Source organism: Ligilactobacillus murinus (assembly GCF_003288115.1).
GTDB classification, from domain to species: Bacteria; Bacillota; Bacilli; order Lactobacillales; family Lactobacillaceae; genus Ligilactobacillus; species Ligilactobacillus murinus.
In genome coordinates, this window is record NZ_CP023565.1 from 1790670 (window position 1) to 1809120 (window position 18451).

The following is an 18451-nucleotide window of genomic DNA, read 5'->3' on the forward strand; positions in this document are numbered from 1 at the left end:
TAACTTTATTAATAATATATATTTAACAAACAGGAGGAATTTTGCCTTATGAAATTTACGGTACATAGAACAGCTTTCATCCAATACCTAAATGATGTTCAACGTGCTATCTCATCTAAAGCTGCTTTAGAGATCTTGTCTGGGATCAAACTCGATCTTTCTGAAGATGGTTTAACGATGACAGGAAGTAACTCTGATATCTCGATCGAGACCGTGATCTCGATCGCTGATGAAAATGCAGCTTTAAACATTGAAAAAACTGGGAGCGTAGTTTTACCAGCTCGTTTCTTCAATGAGATCGTTAAAAAGTTACCTGAAGACAGTTTGAGTGTTGAAGTAAATGATCGTTTCCAAGCAACGATCAGATCTGGCTCAGCAGAATTTATCATCAATGGTCTCGATCCAGATGATTATCCACATTTACCAGAGATCGATTCACGTGAACAATTGACGTTACCAGGTGATGTATTAAAACAAGTGATCAATCAAACTGTGATCGCAGCTTCTAAGCAAGAAACACGCCCGATCTTGACGGGGATCCATTTAGCGATCAAAGATGGCCAACTTTTAGCTGTAGCAACCGACTCACACCGTTTGAGCCAACGAAAACTTACTTTAAATGGTGATAGTGCTGCTGATTACGATATCATTGTCCCAGGGCAATCAATGAATGAGTTAGCTAAGATGTTAGGTGATCTAAGCGAAGACATCGAGATCCAGATCTCAGAAAATCAGATCCTCTTCATCTTAGGCAATACGTCCTTTTACTCACGTTTACTTGAAGGAAACTACCCTGACACGGAACGTTTGATCCCTCAAAACTCAACCACAACGTTAGAGATCAATGCACCTACTTTCTTACGTGCGATCGAACGTGCTTCGTTACTTTCACACGAAGGGCGCAATAACGTGGTCAAATTATCGATGCAAGCTAGTGCGGCCAAAGCAACACTTTACAGCAATTCCCCTGAAGTCGGGAATGTTGAAGAAGAATTGACCTTCAACAAACTTGAAGGAAATGATCTAGACATCTCCTTTAACCCTGACTATATGAAAGATGCTTTGCGTTCCTTTGGACAAAGTGAAGTGACCTTGAACTTTACGATGCCACTGCGTCCTTTTACCTTGGTCCCAAGTGAAGCTCAAGGCGAATTCATCCAATTGATCACCCCAGTTCGAACCGTCTAAAATATTTGTGCTTTAGAGGCCAAAAGCGAGTGGTATTTGACCGCTCGCTTTTTATTTTTCTCTAAAAGGTATAAATGGAATTTAGAACGCATATATTCAATTTCTAGGCCAGTTTTATCGTCTAGGGTGTCATAACACTCAGATAGGTCAAATTAGCTCAGAACGCGTTTAATTGGTTTCCATGATTGTGTTTAGTTTTTAAAAAAGGTATAATTTAATGAGTACTAAAAGGAAAGCGAGGCATTTTTTTGAAAGAAGAAATTCACTTAAAAACACCGCATATCACCTTAGGCCAGTTGCTTAAAATTGCGGACTTAGTTTCTTCTGGCGGGCAGGCAAAGTGGTTCTTACAAGAATACGCTAATGACATTTTAGTCAATGGTGAGCCAGAAAACCGTCGTGGACGCAAGCTTTATCCTGGAGATAGTGTTGAGATCAAAGATCAAGGCAGCTATCTATTGAAAGAAAGCTAGCTAAGGCAATGTATTTAGAAGAGCTGGACCTTCGCAATTTCCGTAACTATCAAACGGTAGCGGTCAAATTTTCACCGCAGATAAATGTCTTGATCGGAAAAAACGCTCAGGGCAAGACCAACCTGTTAGAGGCGATCTATGTTTTAGCGATGGCGCGTAGTCATCGGACCAATAATGAGCGTGAGTTGATCAGCTTTAAACAAAAAGAGGCATATTTAAGTGGGCGCGTGATGCGTAAGTTAGGTAGCTTGCCGTTAGAGATCAGTTTGAGCCGTAAAGGTAAGAAGGCCAAAGTCAATCATCTCGAGCAAGCACGCTTATCTCAGTATATCGGTAATTTGAATGTGATCTTGTTTGCGCCAGAAGATCTCAGCTTAGTCAAGGGGTCACCCGCGATCAGACGCCGCTTTATCGATATGGAATTTGGTCAGATCGACCCACGCTACCTCTACAATTTGACGCGGTATCGCACGATCTTAAAGCAACGAAATAATTATCTAAAACAACTCCAGCAAAAAAAGGCGACGGATACGCTCTATTTAGAGGTCTTGTCGGAACAACTAGCGCAATTTGCTGGGGCGATCATTGTGAAACGACTAGAATTTTTAGCGGAACTTGAGCGCTATGCAAAAGAGATCCATAGTCAGATAACACAGGACAAAGAGCAGTTAGCTTTTAGTTATGAAAGTAGTTTGAAAGAACCAAGTCAGGCTACTGAAAATGAAATTACCGAAGCATTAAAAAAAGGCTTTGCAAATTTACAACAAAAAGAAATTTTTCAAGGGACGACCCTTTTAGGCCCACATCGCGATGATGTTGTATTTAAGATCAACGAACAAAATGTTCAGATCTATGGTTCGCAGGGGCAACAGCGAACGACAGCGTTATCGGTCAAATTAGCAGAGATCGAATTGATGAAAAGTAAGACAGGCGAATACCCGATCTTATTGCTTGATGATGTGTTGTCTGAGCTTGATGGAAATCGGCAAACACATTTGTTGAAGACGATCCAAGGGCGCGTCCAAACCTTTTTAACGACACCTGGATTAAATGATATCACCCAACAGTTGATCAAAGAACCAAAGATTTTTCATATTGATGATGGCCAGATCTCTGAAAACTCAGAAATGGCTGAAAATCACATCGACTGGATTTCAGAAGATGAAAATAAAGTTGTTACATTTTATCCAAAGAATGAAAAATCCAAGAAAGGACAGTCTACATAGAGATGTAGCGGGTACTAAACGTGACAGAAAAAGAAACGCTTGAAGAAGTAAAGGAAGAAAAAGCAAAAGAATATGATGCCAGTCAGATCCAAGTCCTTGAAGGCTTAGAAGCCGTGCGCAAGCGTCCTGGGATGTACATTGGCTCGACTAGCTCACAAGGCCTACACCACTTAGTATGGGAGATCATCGATAACGGGATCGATGAAGCTTTAGCGGGCTTTGCTGATGAGATCAATGTGATCGTGGAAAAAGACAATAGTATCACGGTCAAAGATAATGGACGTGGGATCCCGGTCGATATCCAAGAAAAAACAGGCCGTCCAGCGTTAGAAACCGTCTTTACTGTGCTTCATGCCGGTGGAAAATTTGGCGGTGGTGGTTATAAAGTCTCCGGTGGTCTCCACGGGGTCGGGGCTTCGGTCGTTAATGCCCTTTCAACGAACTTAGATGTTCAAGTTAGACGTGAAGGAGATACAAATGTCTATGGGATGGACTTTAAACTCGGTAAAGTCGACCATGTGATGGAAGTCGTGGGGCAAAGTCGACCGCATGAACACGGGACGACAGTGCATTTCTTGCCTGATCCCGATATCTTTACGGAAACAACTGTCTATGACATCAAAGTTTTGACGACGCGGATCCGTGAGTTGGCCTTTTTGAACAAGGGCTTAAAGATCACGATCGATGATATGCGCCCAGAAGAACCGACCCATGAAGAATTCCACTATGCTGGTGGAATCAAACACTATGTGGAATTCTTAAACAAGGGCAAAGAAGTTCTTTTTGATGAACCGATCTATGTGGAAGGCCAACAAAAAGGCATTACAGTTGAAGTGGCATTACAATACACCGATGATTTCCACTCTAACTTATTGACTTTTACTAACAATATCCACACTTATGAAGGTGGGACTCATGAATCAGGATTCAAGACTGCTTTGACACGTGTTATCAACGATTATGCACGTAAATCGGGCCAGTTAAAGGAAAATGAACCTAACTTGTCTGGTGAAGACGTCCGTGAAGGCTTGACTGCAGTTGTTTCAGTCAAGCACCCTGATCCTCAGTTTGAAGGGCAAACTAAGACTAAATTGGGTAACTCCGATGCTAGAGCGGCGACAGATAAGACATTTTCCGAAACATTCAGCAAGTTCATGCTGGAAAATCCAAATGTGGCACGCCGGATCGTGGAAAAAGGGATGTTGGCTGCTAAGGCTCGTGTCGCAGCTAAACGAGCACGTGAAGTTACGCGTAAGAAAAATGGCCTTGAGATCTCTAATTTGCCAGGTAAATTAGCTGATAACACCAGCAAAGACCCTGAGATCTCAGAATTATTCATCGTCGAAGGGGACTCCGCGGGTGGTTCAGCTAAGCAAGGGCGTTCACGTTTGACCCAAGCTATCTTACCGATCCGTGGCAAGATCTTGAATGTGGAAAAAGCTACATTAGATCGGATCTTGGCCAATGAAGAGATCCGTTCATTATTCACAGCTTTAGGCACAGGCTTTGGAGATGACTTTAACGTGGATAAAGTAAATTACCACAAATTGATCATCATGACCGATGCCGATGTCGACGGAGCCCATATCAGAACCTTATTGTTGACGTTGTTTTACCGCTTTATGCGTCCAATGATCGACCGAGGCTATGTTTATATCGCACAGCCACCATTGTATCAAGTGCGCCAAGGCAAGATGATCCGTTACATCGACACAGATGAAGAATTAGAAGAAGTATTAGGTCAATTACCACCAAGTCCAAAACCAGTTATTCAACGTTACAAAGGTTTAGGTGAAATGGATGCTGAACAATTGTGGGAAACTACGATGGATCCAGAAAATCGGCGCTTATTACGGGTCGAATTATCGGATGCGATGGAAGCAAATGAAGTCTTTGAAATGTTGATGGGCGATCAAGTTGGCCCAAGACGTCAATTTATCGAAGAAAATGCAACTTTCGTGGACAATTTGGACGTTTAATGAAAGCAGGAGAATAAGTTCTGCACATAATGCACAAAATAGTGTGAATAAACTGTGTATAAGTTAAAAAGTAAGAAAAGAAGTGGAGGCACAGGACGTGGTAGAAGTACCTAACAGAATTAGCAATGTTGATTTATCCAAAGTCATGCGGACCTCATTTTTAGATTATGCGATGAGTGTTATCGTTGCGCGCGCTTTGCCTGATGTGCGTGATGGCTTGAAGCCTGTTCACCGCCGGATCTTATACGGTATGAATGAATTAGGTGTGACTCCGGATAAACCATATAAGAAATCAGCCCGGATCGTTGGGGATGTTATGGGTAAGTACCACCCGCATGGGGACTCGGCGATCTATGAATCGATGGTCCGGATGGCGCAAGATTTTAGCTACCGTTATCTCTTAGTTGATGGTCATGGTAACTTTGGTTCGGTCGATGGTGACGGGGCCGCTGCGATGCGTTATACCGAAGCTAGGATGTCTAAGATCACGTTGGAGATGTTGCGTGATATCAACAAAGACACGATCGATTTTCAGCCAAACTATGATGGGACCGAACGTGAACCTGAAGTTTTACCCGCTCGTTTCCCTAACCTATTAGTCAACGGGGCGACCGGGATTGCAGTTGGGATGACGACAAATATTCCACCCCATAACTTGGCTGAAGTTATTTCAGCTTTGCATGTGTTGATGGAAAATCCCGATGCAACGACTGCCGACTTGATGGAAGCTTTACCAGGGCCTGATTTCCCGACTGGTGGGATCGTGATGGGCAAATCTGGGATCAGAAAAGCTTATGAGACTGGGAAAGGCTCGGTTACTTTACGGGCCAAAGTTGAGATCGAGGAATTAAAAAATGGTCGTGAACAGATCATTGTGCATGAGTTACCATACATGGTCAATAAGGCTAAATTGATCGAGCGGATCGCTGAATTAGCTCGCGATAAAAAGATCGAAGGGATCACCGATATCAAGGACGAATCTGACCGTGAAGGGATGCGCATCACGATCGATGTGCGCCGAGATGTCAGTGCTTCGGTCGTATTGAACAATCTATACAAATTGACCTTGATGCAAACGGCATTCAACTTCAACATGTTGGCGATCGTTAATGGGACGCCACGGGTCTTGAGTCTAAAGCAGATCTTGACCTATTACTTGAAACATCAAGAAGAAGTCATTCGGCGGCGAACACAATTTGACTTGAAAAAAGCGCAAGCACGAGCCCATATCTTAGAAGGTCTCCGGATCGCCTTAGACCATATCGATGCGATCATCAACATCATCCGTAATTCAAAGAGCGGTGATATCGCTAAAGATCGCTTGATGAATGAATATCATTTGAGTGATAAACAAGCCCAAGCGATCTTGGATATGCGTTTAGTTCGTTTGACTGGTCTGGAACGTGAAAAAGTTGAAGCTGAATATCAAAAGACGATGGAAGCGATCGCCGATTACAAAGATATTTTAGCGCACGAAGAACGGATCTATCAGATCATTTATCAAGAATTATTGGAGATCCAAGAGCGCTTTGGCGATGAGCGCCGGACTGAACTTATGGTCGGCGAAGTCTTGAGCATTGAAGATGAAGACTTGATCGAAGAAGAAAATGTCGTGATCACTTTGACGCATAACGGCTATATCAAGCGTTTGCCAACAAGTGATTTTAAAGCACAACGGCGCGGTGGTCGTGGCGTTCAAGGTATGGGCGTGCATGATGATGATTTCATTGAGCACTTGATCACGACTTCGACCCACGATGAATTGTTGTTCTTCACAAATGTGGGTAAAGTTTATCGCATGAAGGGCTATGAAGTCCCAGAATATGGTCGTGCTGCTAAGGGGATCCCTGTGATCAACTTGCTTGACCTCGATAAAGAAGAAAAGATCCAAACAGTGATCAACGTTGAAGCTGCGAAGCGTGATGATTCGCACTTCTTATTCTTCACTACGGTCAAAGGTACGGTCAAACGGACTTCCGTGACTGAATTTGGCAATATCAGAAAGAATGGGTTAAAGGCGATCTCGTTACACGATGGCGATGAATTGATCCACGTTTCGATCACAGATGGTGAGCAAAATATCATCATTGCAACGCATGGTGGTTACGCAGTCAGCTTTGCTGAAACAGCTGTCCGCCCAATGGGACGCTCGGCAGCTGGGGTCCGCGGTATCCGCTTGCGTGATGAAGATCATGTCATCGGAGCTTCGATCTTGCGTTCTGACAGTAAAGTCTTTGTCATCTCTGAAAAAGGCTTTGGTAAGCAAACACCGGCTAGCGAATATCCGATCAAAGGCCGTGGTGGTAAAGGTATCAAGACCACAAATATCACTGCTAAAAACGGTAATCTCGCTGGTATGACAACAGTCAATGGGGATGAAGACATCATGGTCATCACTGATAAGGGTGTCATGATCCGCTTTAACCTCGCTAATGTTTCCCAAACTGGTCGGGCCACACTTGGGGTCAAGTTGATCAACTTGGATGATGATGCTACGGTTTCAACAATGGCTAAAGTCGAAGCTGAACCCGTCGAAGAAGAAGAAACGACTGAAGAATAAAACTGTGGATAATTAAAATTTATTCTAAAAATAATTTATCCACAAAAAAATCCACGGTACTCTTAAGAGTGCTGTGGATTTTTTTTGTCTATAGCTAATTATTTACGGATAACACTGATCCGTTCTTGGATATGGTCACCTTTTTGGATCTCATCTGCCATGGCAAGCGCATAATCAGCATAACTGATGATGCTTTCACCACGATCGTTAAGGGTCAATTCTTCACCAGCGAGGATGTATTCACCCGTACGTTTTCCGTCAACTTGGAGATCGGCAGCTGGACTGATGAAAGTCCAAGCAACATCATCATGTTTGCGTAATTCGGTTAAGGCATCAGTTTGAGCTTTGGCTAAAGCGTAAAATTCAGCTGGAAAATCTGGAGTATTGACTAACTGAGTCTTGTGTTCTGGATCAACATAGAGGCTACCGGCACCACCAACGATGACCAAACGCTTATCTGTCTTGCTCAAAAGCGAGGTTAGGTGTTTGATAACGTCAACGTGAAGATGAAGTGTTTCTGGTCTCCAAGTTCCAAACACAGAAACAACGATCTCAAATTCAGCAAGATCGGCTTTAGTGAGATCAAACAGATCTTTTTTTAATGTATGTTTGTGCCCCCGTTGTATTTTCATCTCTGCGCCCAAAACCAGTAACATCATAGCCACGAGCAACTAATTCCTTGATAACGTGGCCAGCGATCCGACCATCAGCACTAATTACAGCAACTTTTGTCATAATAAATTCCTCCATTTGGTTGTAACTTTTGTTATTACATCTGTTTGATGATCTTAGTCTAGCTTCTTTTTAATGTAATGTCAATAGTTACAACTAGAAAATATTTTATTTTTTTGTGTTTACCTATAATTAGCGGAAATAATTTTTTTGGAAAAAAGAAAAAAATTTCGCCAGCAATTGCGTATTTATAAAGTGTAGCCGTAGTTCAAAATCCCTTGCAAAATAGTTTTAATAATGTTATAATTCTATTTCGTGAGTATCTAAACAAAATTAGCTTTAGATTCTCCTTGTTCTTACTTTAGATAAAGAACCAATAGTCCATAAGGAGGTGCAAACAGTCATGACAAATTATGAAATTACTTACATCATCAACCCATCACTTGACGAAGCAGCTAAGAATGAATTAGTTGAACGTTTCGACAACATCTTGAAAAATGATGGTGCTGAGATCGTAGAATCAAAAGACTGGTCTAAGCGTCGTTTTGCTTACGAAATTGGTGGTTTCACAGAAGGTGTCTACCACATCGTAAACATCAAAGCTGAAAACGCAGACGCTATCAACGAATTTGACCGTCTTTCCAAGATCAATGATGGTATCTTACGCCACATGATCGTTAAACGTGAAGACTAAGATAGACTATAAATAAAGTAAAGGAGGAAATGAACTTTGATCAATTCAGTTGTTCTAGTAGGTCGCTTGACCCGAGATCCTGAACTGCGCTACACGCCTTCAGGGGCAGCCGTGGCAAGCTTTACTGTCGCGATCGACCGTCGTTTCACTAACCAACAAGGTCAACGTGAAGCTGATTTCATCAATTGTGTAATGTGGCGTAAAGCAGCTGAAAACTTTGCTAATTTTACCCACAAAGGTTCCTTAGTAGGAATCGAAGGCCGGATCCAAACCCGTTCTTATGAAAATCAGCAAGGTCAACGTGTTTATGTTACTGAAGTTTTAGCTGAGAATTTCTCACTTTTGGAATCCAAGGCTGAATCAGAAAGGTATCGTGCCCAACACGGCAGCAGTAACGCTAATGTGCAAGGTTCAGCTCCTTCAAATGATATGCAGTCATCTAATCCATTTGGGACTCCAGCAAATAATCAGACAAATGATGCTTTTGGTGGTAGTGGTTTTGATACCACTTCAAACAATAGTAACAATGCGGCTGATCCATTTGCCGGTGGGCAACAGATCGATATCTCAGATGATGACTTACCATTCTAAAATTGACAGGAGGGAAATCTAATGCCACAACAAAGAAGAGGCGGACGTCGCCGTCGTAAAGTTGACTTCATCGCTGCTAACCACATCGAATACATCGACTACAAGGATACAGATCTTCTTAAGCGTTTCATCTCAGAACGCGGTAAGATCTTGCCACGTCGTGTAACAGGTACTAGCGCAAAGAACCAACGTAAACTTACAGTTGCGATCAAACGTGCACGTATCATGGGCTTATTGCCATTCGTTGCCGAAGATTAATCAAAAAACGTCTCATTACGAGGCGTTTTTTTGTTGGGGAAGATTTTTTTGAAAAAAGTTTTTAAAAATTTCGTTTTTTAAAGGCGAACTATTATATTCTTTGGTTGGCTATTATACGATTTAGTGGTTGAAGAGTGAAAGAATATAGTGGTAAAGCCTAGATTTGTAAAGATGTAACGCTGTATGTGGATAAAGTTGTGGAAAACTTTAATGTAATAACCGAACTTTATCTATTATGAAAAAAATATAATTTAAATTCTTAAGAAAAAATCAATAAAAAAGTTAGCCATTTTGGGTCATTTAGGTGTATTATAGATATGTAGATTGATGATGAATCAATCTTCTCCCCTTTTTATGTAGTAAGTGATAACTATCTTAGATTTACTTTAGGATAGTATTTCCCCAATAACATAACCTTTTTCTCCGTGATTTTCCCCGATCACGGAGTTTTTTTATATTCATAAAAACATAGGACTATACGCCAAGGTGTTTGCAAACAATGAACGCGGGAGCCACCACGATGTAACAACATCATGGCCGCTCCCGCGTTGCGGTTATACTCAGCGATGACTAGTGAAACTAGTTTATCTCGAAAGTCTTAGCAAACTCAGTACCATTTGAAAGTACCGTAAAGTTTCTAAAGTCGATCGTGGTCGATGCATCGAGTTTAGAAGCTAGGCGCATTGGATCGTCAATTTGGATATTTTGGGTGGTAAGCCAAGATATCACTTGAGGGATCGCTTGTGTTTCGCTATTTAGTAACTGGATCTGGCGGTCGTCAGTTAACTCGAGTATTAGAGAAAAGATGAAGCGTTCAGTCAGTTTGGGTAACGGTCGGAGCGTGATCTTAGCCAGATACATTCCCAGGCAAGCCCGAATGGTCTGGTCGGGTGACAGGGTGAGCATTAAATTGTCGTGGTCATCGAAGAGCTTGAGATGTGTTGTTTCAAACTGTGTTTTCGCAAAAGCAAGTGAATTTTTGCGAAATAAAATTGCAAGTGGCAGTTGGCGATTGGTTCCGTAAAAGGGCTGGCCATTAAATTCAAGTGTAGTGAAAATTGGTGCGGTATACAAATTAGTAGCTAAATCGGTAAAAACGATTTTTTTCATATTTGCCCCCATTTCTATGGATCAACTAACATAATTTATAAACGTCATCTTCTGCCCACTAGCTCCATTCTAATGATAAGTGATATTGCCTAAGTGAGACAAGCGCTCTTTATAGAAGAAATGTGGTATTATGGAATAAAATAGCAATGAGGGTGAAAAAATGGTCAAAGGTTTGGTTTTAAGTGCAATAATTTTTGTTATAGGGGCGTTTGAACTTTATGCAACATATCGCTATTATCACAAATTAGTCGTGGCAGATCGCAAAAATATGCTTTCTAGTAGTCGTTTGTGGTTAGGTATCATCAGTGGGGGCTTGTTATGCGCACTCGGGATCTTTTCAGCTTTAGGTGTATTACAAGGTGCATAGCTTGAGAAAATAGAGACTGTTATATAGGTAAAAAGACATCTTCGAATGGCATGGCACTATGTCCCGTCAAGTATACAGTTTAAATAGACGCAGTTTGTAAAATTAAGTTAGAAAAATAAAAAGCCATTTGTGATAGACTTTGAGTATGAAGTGAACCCCCTAAGTTGGACAAAGGAATCTGACTTAGGGGGTTTTACTATGACTAAATTTTCTTTTGAGGATAAGTTGCAGGCTGTAAATATGTATCTAAGAGGCTATGGAAGTAACACAGTAGCTAAAGTTTATAAAGTGAAGAATCACTCAAATATCCTTATGTGGGTCAAACGATATCAAAAATATGGTATTGATGGGTTAAAAGTTCGCTACCCTAAATACGATTACGATGGAAATTTTAAGCTCAACGTTTTAAACTGGAGAAAAAGACATAAGGCTTCCTATCCGGAAACAGCACTTCAGTTTGATATAAGTAATCCTGGGACGATCGCGACTTGGCAACGTAAATTGGATACTAAAGGTGTTGATGCCTTATTTACTAGAAGAGGACGGGCTAAACACATGACGACCAACAATAATAAACAAGCAGAAAAATCAGAATTATCTGAATTAGAACGTTTACGAGCTGAGAATCGTGCTTTACGGGTTGAAAATGAATACTTAAAAAAACTCGATGCCTTGGTTCAGAAGCGCGGACATCGCAAGAAAAATATCAAATCATCCAAGAATTAAGGCAAAAATTTAAATATACATTGGATGAAATACTACCTTACACTAGTCTTAAACGTAGTACATTTTACTATCAAGCCCAACGAATAAACAGGCGAAAAAATAAAGATGAGGAGCTATTAAAGCTTATAAAGGAGGTCAAATCAAAGATCTATGTACAGATGAAATAGTAAGCTATAGTATCAGTAAGCATCCAACAACAGCCTTCGTGGTAAAACCGTTGGATGCATTGATAAAACTTAGACCTAAATTAAACTATCGTATGACTCTCCATAGCGATCAAGGTGTCCAATATCAGAGTGTCCAATGGCGAAAGAAGCTAAAAGAAAATAGGATCTTTCAAAGCATGTCTCGTAGGGCAACGTGCTTAGATAATGCACCCATGGAAAGTTTTTTCCACACAATGAAAGTAGAGCTATATCACAATAAAGAATATACAACACAAGAAGAGTTGGTCAAAGCAATGATCAGCTATTACAATAACGAACGGATAAAGGTCAAACTAAAAGGCAAGATACCGGTAGAATACCGACATCTTGCCTTAAGAAATATAGTCTAAATAGAGTGTCCAACTTAGGGGGTTCACTTCAAAGAAGTTTTTCCTTTCTTCCGTCAACCAGCTTACTAGTGCTGGAAAGTTGTCAAGAACGAAGCCTCACAGAGGCTCTAACAGAGTCTCTAGCTCGATTACGATCTTGACAACACCCCCATATAGCGGGGAAACAACCAAGCTAAAATTTATACAATTGTGCAAATCGGTTTAGCTCTTCTAGTTCACGTTCTTCGCTATAAGCATCTTCAAGAGCCGTAAAAGGAATCAATCCTAATTTTTGCATGTCATCAGCAAGCTGAAGTCGAATTATATACGGTAAATTATCATCTTCTGCAATCCCATGCTTTTCAACGACTTCTTTAACGTAAGTTCTAAAAAAGTTGCTCTTAAAGAAAGCACGCAAATCAGAATTTTTATAGCTAGTCCACAAGCTAGCAGTTTTAGGATAATCCATAACTTTTCTCTCCTTTCTGATTACATCATATCATGTTTTTATTATATACCTGAATTGTCAAATTAAGTTAGAAAAAAACTACCTGCTCATTCGTAATATACTTTATGAATACTTCTAGTGGGGTTCTATAGTTTAAACTTTTACGTGGAATATTGTTCCTATAACTAGCTACTTGTTGGACATAGTCAGTGGAGAGATCACTGAGATCCATATCTTTTCCTAGTCCGTCTTTCCTAAGTAATCCATTCGTATGTTCATTTAGTGCACGTTGGTTAGGAGCACCTACATCAGCAAAGTAGGTACTGATATCATGCTTATTAGAAATATCTTTCCACTTAGAAAATTCCTTACCATTATCAAAAGTGATCGATTTAAAGAGCCCTTTAGGAGTAACAGAAAGTAAAGCATCAAGTTTCTCAAAGATAGCTTTATCCGTCTTATAGCGTGTATTCAAAATGATGACAGCCTTAGACTTTCGTTCAACTAATGTCATTACTGCACCACGATGGTTTTTACCTTGGATCGTATCAGCTTCAAGATGTCCAAATTCATTATGGTAATTGGGATAGTCCTGATGCCGCTCTGAAAGAGCCCGACCTAGTCGTCCAGCTTTTCCACGACGTTCAACGTAACCATTTGGATGTATTTTTCCTTTCATTGGAAGCAAGGTCACATCTAGAACGTTAGAACGCTTGAAGATGCGATAAAGCGTACGCATTGAGCAACTGATATGTTTTTCATTACGTCCGATGATCGTATCAGGAGTCCAACCTAGACTAACTTTTTCCTTGATGTACTCAAGTTCGTCATTAGGTAATACGATCGGTTTACGCCCAGACTTAGCTTTATTAGTCCGATAGTTTTCATAGTATTCAGAGATCGAATTCCCAGCATCTAAAAAACGATATACTCGATAAATAGTTTCAGCACTACGTTTTAAGGTTTTAGCTACAATATAGGCTTTAACACCTTGATTCCAAAAATTTTGTATGAAGGACAGTTCGCTTATGGTAAGATGATTATAGGTCATTTGTGATTTTCCTTTACTTTTGTTTGTCGATACTCAAAAGTCTATCACAAATGGCTTTTTATTTTTCTAACTTAATTTTACAAACTGCGATATATAAATGCCAAGCAATATTTTTACAAAATTGCTATAATCCTTGATATTAAAACGATATTTTATTTATAATTAAATTAAATAATGGAATAACTGTTCTATTTATAGATATATATTTAGAATTTATATTCTATCTTATAATAAAAACAGAATAAAGAGGGTATATAATAATGAAAAAAGATAAAAACATGCGCTGGCTAGCTACTACTAAAGAAGCAATTAATCAAATTTTACAAATCACTTCAACCACAAAAGGAAAAGATTCTCTTCAACTCCCTGATATTCAAGTTCTACTATATGCAATAAAAGAAATGAATTACGATAATGAAGTAAAATTGCCAAAGCAAAAAGATCTAGGCGAAAAATTAGGAATTACCGCTCGAAGAGTATCAATGGCAGTAACTAAACTAAAAAAATTGGGGTTCTTTACCAAACTTGAAGAAGCAAAAACTTACTATATAAATCCATTTTATTTTTATGTAGGAGATTATAGAGATTTACACCATAAATATGAAATCTGGAAAAAACTACGTCCAGATATTCAAAAAAACAATGACACTTTCAATAATCCTAACTATAATAATAAAGAAATTGACTTCAAAAAATGGTTACAATAGTGTTGCTGAAACAATAAGGAAACTGAAACAATGAAACAAGAATCAAAGTACTATAATCAAACAGAAATCGCTGATTTATTAGGCGTTAGCAAAGCCGCGATAAGCAGATATTTAAAGAAACTTAATGTTTCAGGAATTGAAGAAAATAAGTCTAAACTATATCCTGAAACAGTTTTGAAACAACTAAAAAAAGAAATAAAATCAGAAAACACAAATAAAAATACACCACCTTCAACAATTCAGTTACTTCAACAACAAATTGAACAATTAAAAGAAGAAAACAAGACTTTAATTAAATTGAAAATTTCTTTACCAAATTTGGAAAATGATAAAGCCCATATAATTGTGTAAAAGTTAAAAGGCCATGTAACAGCCCTTTTTACGGTACAATGTTTTTAACCACAAAAACATACCTAGGAGGACGTTACATGACCCAAGTACATTTTACACTAAACAACAAAGAGGTTCAAAGTATTATTGAACATTCGGTAAAAGATGATGTATCTAAAAACATTCTAACCACTATTTTCAATCAATTGATGGAAAATCAACGAACCGAATATATTCAAGCCGATGACTATGAACGATCAGAAAGTCGTCAGAGTCAAAGAAACGGCTATTACGAGCGAGATTTTACGACTCGTGTGGGTACACTTGAATTAAAAGTGCCTAGAACACGTGATGGTGAATTTGCACCGACGGTGTTTGAGCGTTATCAGCGAAATGAAAAGGCACTGCTCGCTTCCATGTTAGAGATGTATGTCTCAGGTGTTTCTACCCGTAAAGTTTCAAAGATTGTTGAAGAGCTCTGTGGAAAATCGGTATCGAAATCTTTTGTTTCTAGCCTGACTGAACAGTTAGACCCGATGGTCAACGAATGACAGAACCGTTCACTCTCAGGTACGAATTATCCTTATCTGATGACGGATGTTCTCTACATAAAAGTCCGAGAAGACCATCGAGTGCTTTCTAAGAGCTGCCATATTGCAGTCGGAATAACGGAAGATGGTGACCGTGAAATCATTGGCTTCATGATCCAAAATGAAGAAAGTGATGACACATGGTCCATCTTCTTTGACTACTTAAAAGAACGCGGTCTACAGGGGACAGAACTCATCATTTCTGATGCCCATAAAGGCCTAGTGTCTGCGATTCGTAAGTCCTTTACCAACGCAAGTTGGCAGAGATGCCAGGTCCATTTTTTAAGAAACATCTTCAGTTCCATTCCAAAAAAGAATTCAAAACCGTTTAGAGAAGCAGTAAAAGCAATCTTTAAGTTTACGGATATTGAACTCGCTCGAATAGCTAAGAATGCCTTAGTCGGTGAATATATCGACCAGTCTAAATATACAAAAGCTTGCGAAACATTGGATAATGGCTTCGAAGAAGCCTTTCAATATACGGTTATCGGAAATGGTCACAATCGGCTAAAAAGCACCAACCTTCTTGAACGACTGAACCAGGAAGTCCGCAGAAGAGAAAAGATTATTCGGATTTTTCCCAACCGAACGTCTGCCAATCGATTAATTGGAGCTGTCCTTATGGACCTTCATGACGAATGGCTCAGTTCTACAAGAAAATATATTAAGTTTGATCAATGAGAGACCGGTAAAACATTGTATAGTATTTTACACAGGATTATGGACTTGACTTGGAAAATATGATATATTGTTCTAAATTAATTTTATATTGAAAGAGATTTATTTATGTTTAATTTTCATAACTACTATATATCACAAATCGATGAGAGTGATTGTGGTGTTGCTAGTTTGGCGATGCTTTTAAAATATTACGGCTCAGATGTTTCATTATCTTATTTGAGAAACATAGCTAAAACCGATAAGGATGGCACAACAGCATTAGGAATCGTCAAAACTGCTCAGCAATTAAACTTCGAAACTAAAGCTATAAAAGCAGATATGCGATTATTTGATATTGCTGATCTTCACTATCCTTTTATTGCACATGTTATAAAAGACAATCAGCTTTTGCATTACTATGTTGTAATATCATCAAATAAAAAATATGTAACTATTGCTGACCCTGATCCATCAGTAAAGGTAAAAAAAATTTCCAAGAAAAAGTTTGCTTCAGAGTGGAGTGGAGTAGCTATATTCGTAACACCTTCAATCGAATATATACCTATCAAGGAAAGAAAAAAAGGGTTATTTTCACTATTCAACAATGTTTTTAAAAACAAAGCGCTATTAACAAATATAGTGCTATCTGCTACTTTGATGACTATCATTAGTATCTTGGGATCCTATTTTATCCAAGGCATAATTGATACATACATACCTAATGAATTAAGTACCACACTAGGCATAGTCGCTGTGGGTCTTCTGGTGTTCTATATGTTCAATTCTATTTTCATGTACTCTAAAGAATTTTTACTCATAATATTAGGACAACGGTTATCAATAGATATTATTTTGGGATATATTAGGCACGTTTTTAACCTTCCGATGGAATTTTTTGCCACTAGAAAAACTGGTGAAATAATATCCAGATTTAATGACGCAAGTAAAATTATTGACGCATTAGCGAGTGCTGTTTTATCTATGTTTTTAGACGTAGGCACTGTTTTTATTATAGGAATAGTTTTAGCTTTCCAAAGCTTAAAGTTATTTTTAGTGACCTTATCCGTACTTCCGGTATACATTTTAGTGATATTGATATTTGCTAACTATTTTGAAAAACTAAATTCACAACGAATGGAAAGTAATGCTACTGTTAGTTCTTCAATTATAGAAGATGTTAGAGGCATTGAAACAATCAAATCTTTGAATAGTGAACAGCAAAGATATCAACACATAGATATAGAATTTGTAGACTTTTTAAAAAAGAGTATGGAATATTCCAAAAAAGATATACTGCAACAAGCAATTAAATCTTTTATTCAACTAAGCTTAAGTCTAATCGTACTTTGGATTGGATCAAACTTAGTCATTTACAATAAAATGTCGTTAGGACAATTGATGACATATAATGCATTACTAGTTTATTTTACAACACCCCTACAAAATATTATAAATCTCCAACCCAAATTACAGGCTGCAAAAGTTGCTAATAATAGACTAAATGAGATATATCTTGTTAAAGGTGAACATGATGATAAACATTCAAGTACAAAAAGTCTCCATAATTCTAGTGGAAACATTCAATTTAATGATGTCTCATATAGATATGGATTTGGAAAAAACGTGTTAAACGATATAAATCTAACAATTAATTCAAACAAAAAAGTCACCTTTGTCGGTGAAAGTGGTTCCGGAAAATCAACTTTGGTTAAACTACTAGTTAATTTTTTTGAACCCACTTCGGGAAATATCACAATCGACAATCAAGATGTACAGCAATTTTCTAAAAAGGAACTACGTAGTTTTATTACCTATGTTCCCCAAAACCCATATGTTTTTTCAGGAACAATTTTGGAAAATTTAAAGCTTGGAAATAGACGTAATATTTCTGTGAATGACATCTTTAAGGCTTGTGAAATAGCAATGATCAAAGATGATATTGAAAAAATGCCTTTGCAGTATGACACGATTCTAGATGAGGAAGGACATACATTATCTGGTGGACAAAAACAACGTTTGACGATTGCTAGAGCATTACTATCACCTGCAAAAGTTTTAATCCTAGATGAATCAACTAGTGGTTTGGATACTCTAACAGAAAAGAAGCTTATCGAAAACCTAATTGGAATGTCAGATAAAACAATTATTTTCATCGCCCATAGATTAGCTGTAGCAGAAAAAACGGATACTATTTTTGTATTGAATAACGGAACTATAGTTGAACAAGGAACCCACCAGGAATTATTATCTAAAAAAGGGTTTTACTATAAATTGGTAAATAATTAA

At 38.6% G+C, this 18451-nt stretch carries 17 protein-coding genes and 2 pseudogenes; 15 read left to right on the top strand and 4 right to left on the bottom strand.

Annotated features, from left to right (window positions below; genetic code table 11):
• Positions 1-48 precede the first annotated feature (48 nt).
• The 5 genes from dnaN (at position 49) to gyrA (ending at position 7426) form a co-directional block, all read left to right on the top strand.
• Positions 49-1188, top strand: a complete 1140-nt coding sequence (gene dnaN, locus CPS94_RS08820; RefSeq protein ID WP_112193822.1) for a DNA polymerase III subunit beta — start codon at positions 49-51, stop codon at positions 1186-1188.
• A 248-nt stretch (positions 1189-1436) separates the two neighbouring features.
• Positions 1437-1661 carry a S4 domain-containing protein YaaA gene (gene yaaA / locus CPS94_RS08825; RefSeq protein WP_056958863.1) on the top strand — a complete coding sequence of 75 codons (225 nt, stop codon included), beginning with the start codon at positions 1437-1439 and terminating at the stop codon, positions 1659-1661.
• An 8-nt stretch (positions 1662-1669) separates the two neighbouring features.
• A complete protein-coding gene (recF, locus tag CPS94_RS08830) occupies positions 1670-2887 on the top strand; it encodes a DNA replication/repair protein RecF (RefSeq protein ID WP_112193824.1) in 1218 nt (405 codons plus the stop codon).
• A 20-nt stretch (positions 2888-2907) separates the two neighbouring features.
• Positions 2908-4866, top strand: coding sequence for a DNA topoisomerase (ATP-hydrolyzing) subunit B (gyrB, locus tag CPS94_RS08835; protein WP_112193826.1), 1959 nt, complete (start codon positions 2908-2910; stop codon positions 4864-4866).
• A gap of 97 nt (positions 4867-4963) precedes the next feature.
• Positions 4964-7426, top strand: a complete 2463-nt coding sequence (gyrA, locus tag CPS94_RS08840; protein WP_112193829.1) for a DNA gyrase subunit A — start codon at positions 4964-4966, stop codon at positions 7424-7426.
• 98 nt (positions 7427-7524) lie between these two features.
• On the opposite strand, the pseudogene CPS94_RS08845 reads toward gyrA, so the two are convergent.
• Positions 7525-8161, bottom strand: a pseudogene (locus CPS94_RS08845) (NAD(P)-dependent oxidoreductase).
• Between the two features lie 340 nt (positions 8162-8501).
• Between CPS94_RS08845 and rpsF the strand changes: the two are divergent.
• Genes rpsF through rpsR form a run of 3 tightly spaced genes read left to right on the top strand, consistent with a single transcriptional unit; the run spans position 8502 to position 9641 of the window.
• Positions 8502-8792 carry a 30S ribosomal protein S6 gene (gene rpsF, locus CPS94_RS08850; RefSeq protein ID WP_004049701.1) on the top strand — a complete coding sequence of 97 codons (291 nt, stop codon included), beginning with the start codon at positions 8502-8504 and terminating at the stop codon, positions 8790-8792.
• Between the two features lie 36 nt (positions 8793-8828).
• A complete protein-coding gene (gene ssb, locus CPS94_RS08855) occupies positions 8829-9383 on the top strand; it encodes a single-stranded DNA-binding protein (protein ID WP_112193831.1) in 555 nt (184 codons plus the stop codon).
• 21 nt (positions 9384-9404) lie between these two features.
• On the top strand, positions 9405-9641 hold the full coding sequence (gene rpsR, locus CPS94_RS08860) for a 30S ribosomal protein S18 (RefSeq protein WP_003695889.1): 237 nt from the start codon (positions 9405-9407) through the stop codon (positions 9639-9641).
• Positions 9642-10220: 579 nt separating this feature from the next.
• Here rpsR and CPS94_RS08865 read toward each other — a convergent pair.
• The gene (locus CPS94_RS08865; protein WP_112193833.1) at positions 10221-10751 is read right to left on the bottom strand and encodes a hypothetical protein; all 531 of its coding nucleotides are present in this window, start codon (positions 10749-10751) and stop codon (positions 10221-10223) included.
• Between the two features lie 160 nt (positions 10752-10911).
• Here CPS94_RS08865 and CPS94_RS08870 point away from each other — a divergent pair, with 160 nt between their 5' ends.
• The 3 genes from CPS94_RS08870 (at position 10912) to CPS94_RS08880 (ending at position 12400) form a co-directional block, all read left to right on the top strand.
• Positions 10912-11118, top strand: coding sequence for a hypothetical protein (locus tag CPS94_RS08870; RefSeq protein WP_004049696.1), 207 nt, complete (start codon positions 10912-10914; stop codon positions 11116-11118).
• A gap of 198 nt (positions 11119-11316) precedes the next feature.
• Positions 11317-11844: a helix-turn-helix domain-containing protein gene (locus CPS94_RS08875; RefSeq protein WP_112193836.1), complete on the top strand. Its 528-nt coding sequence runs from the start codon at positions 11317-11319 to the stop codon at positions 11842-11844.
• 139 nt (positions 11845-11983) lie between these two features.
• The gene (locus CPS94_RS08880) at positions 11984-12400 is read left to right on the top strand and encodes an IS3 family transposase (protein WP_269148576.1); all 417 of its coding nucleotides are present in this window, start codon (positions 11984-11986) and stop codon (positions 12398-12400) included.
• Positions 12401-12572: 172 nt separating this feature from the next.
• On the opposite strand, the gene CPS94_RS08885 is transcribed toward CPS94_RS08880, so the two are convergent.
• Together CPS94_RS08885 and CPS94_RS08890 are read right to left on the bottom strand one after the other, a co-directional pair.
• A complete protein-coding gene (locus CPS94_RS08885) occupies positions 12573-12848 on the bottom strand; it encodes a hypothetical protein (protein WP_112193840.1) in 276 nt (91 codons plus the stop codon).
• Between the two features lie 67 nt (positions 12849-12915).
• Complete coding sequence (locus CPS94_RS08890; protein ID WP_112193842.1) at positions 12916-13878, bottom strand: IS30 family transposase; 963 nt, start codon at positions 13876-13878, stop codon at positions 12916-12918.
• Positions 13879-14138: 260 nt separating this feature from the next.
• On the opposite strand from CPS94_RS08890, the gene CPS94_RS08895 reads away from it, so the two are divergent.
• From CPS94_RS08895 to CPS94_RS08910, 4 genes and pseudogenes are all read left to right on the top strand, one after another.
• The gene (locus CPS94_RS08895; protein WP_112193844.1) at positions 14139-14585 is read left to right on the top strand and encodes a helix-turn-helix domain-containing protein; all 447 of its coding nucleotides are present in this window, start codon (positions 14139-14141) and stop codon (positions 14583-14585) included.
• A gap of 30 nt (positions 14586-14615) precedes the next feature.
• Positions 14616-14936 carry an ArsR family transcriptional regulator gene (locus tag CPS94_RS08900; protein ID WP_112193846.1) on the top strand — a complete coding sequence of 107 codons (321 nt, stop codon included), beginning with the start codon at positions 14616-14618 and terminating at the stop codon, positions 14934-14936.
• A gap of 77 nt (positions 14937-15013) precedes the next feature.
• Positions 15014-16186 (top strand): annotated as a pseudogene (locus CPS94_RS08905) (IS256 family transposase).
• A gap of 105 nt (positions 16187-16291) precedes the next feature.
• Complete coding sequence (locus CPS94_RS08910) at positions 16292-18451, top strand: peptide cleavage/export ABC transporter (RefSeq protein ID WP_112193848.1); 2160 nt, start codon at positions 16292-16294, stop codon at positions 18449-18451.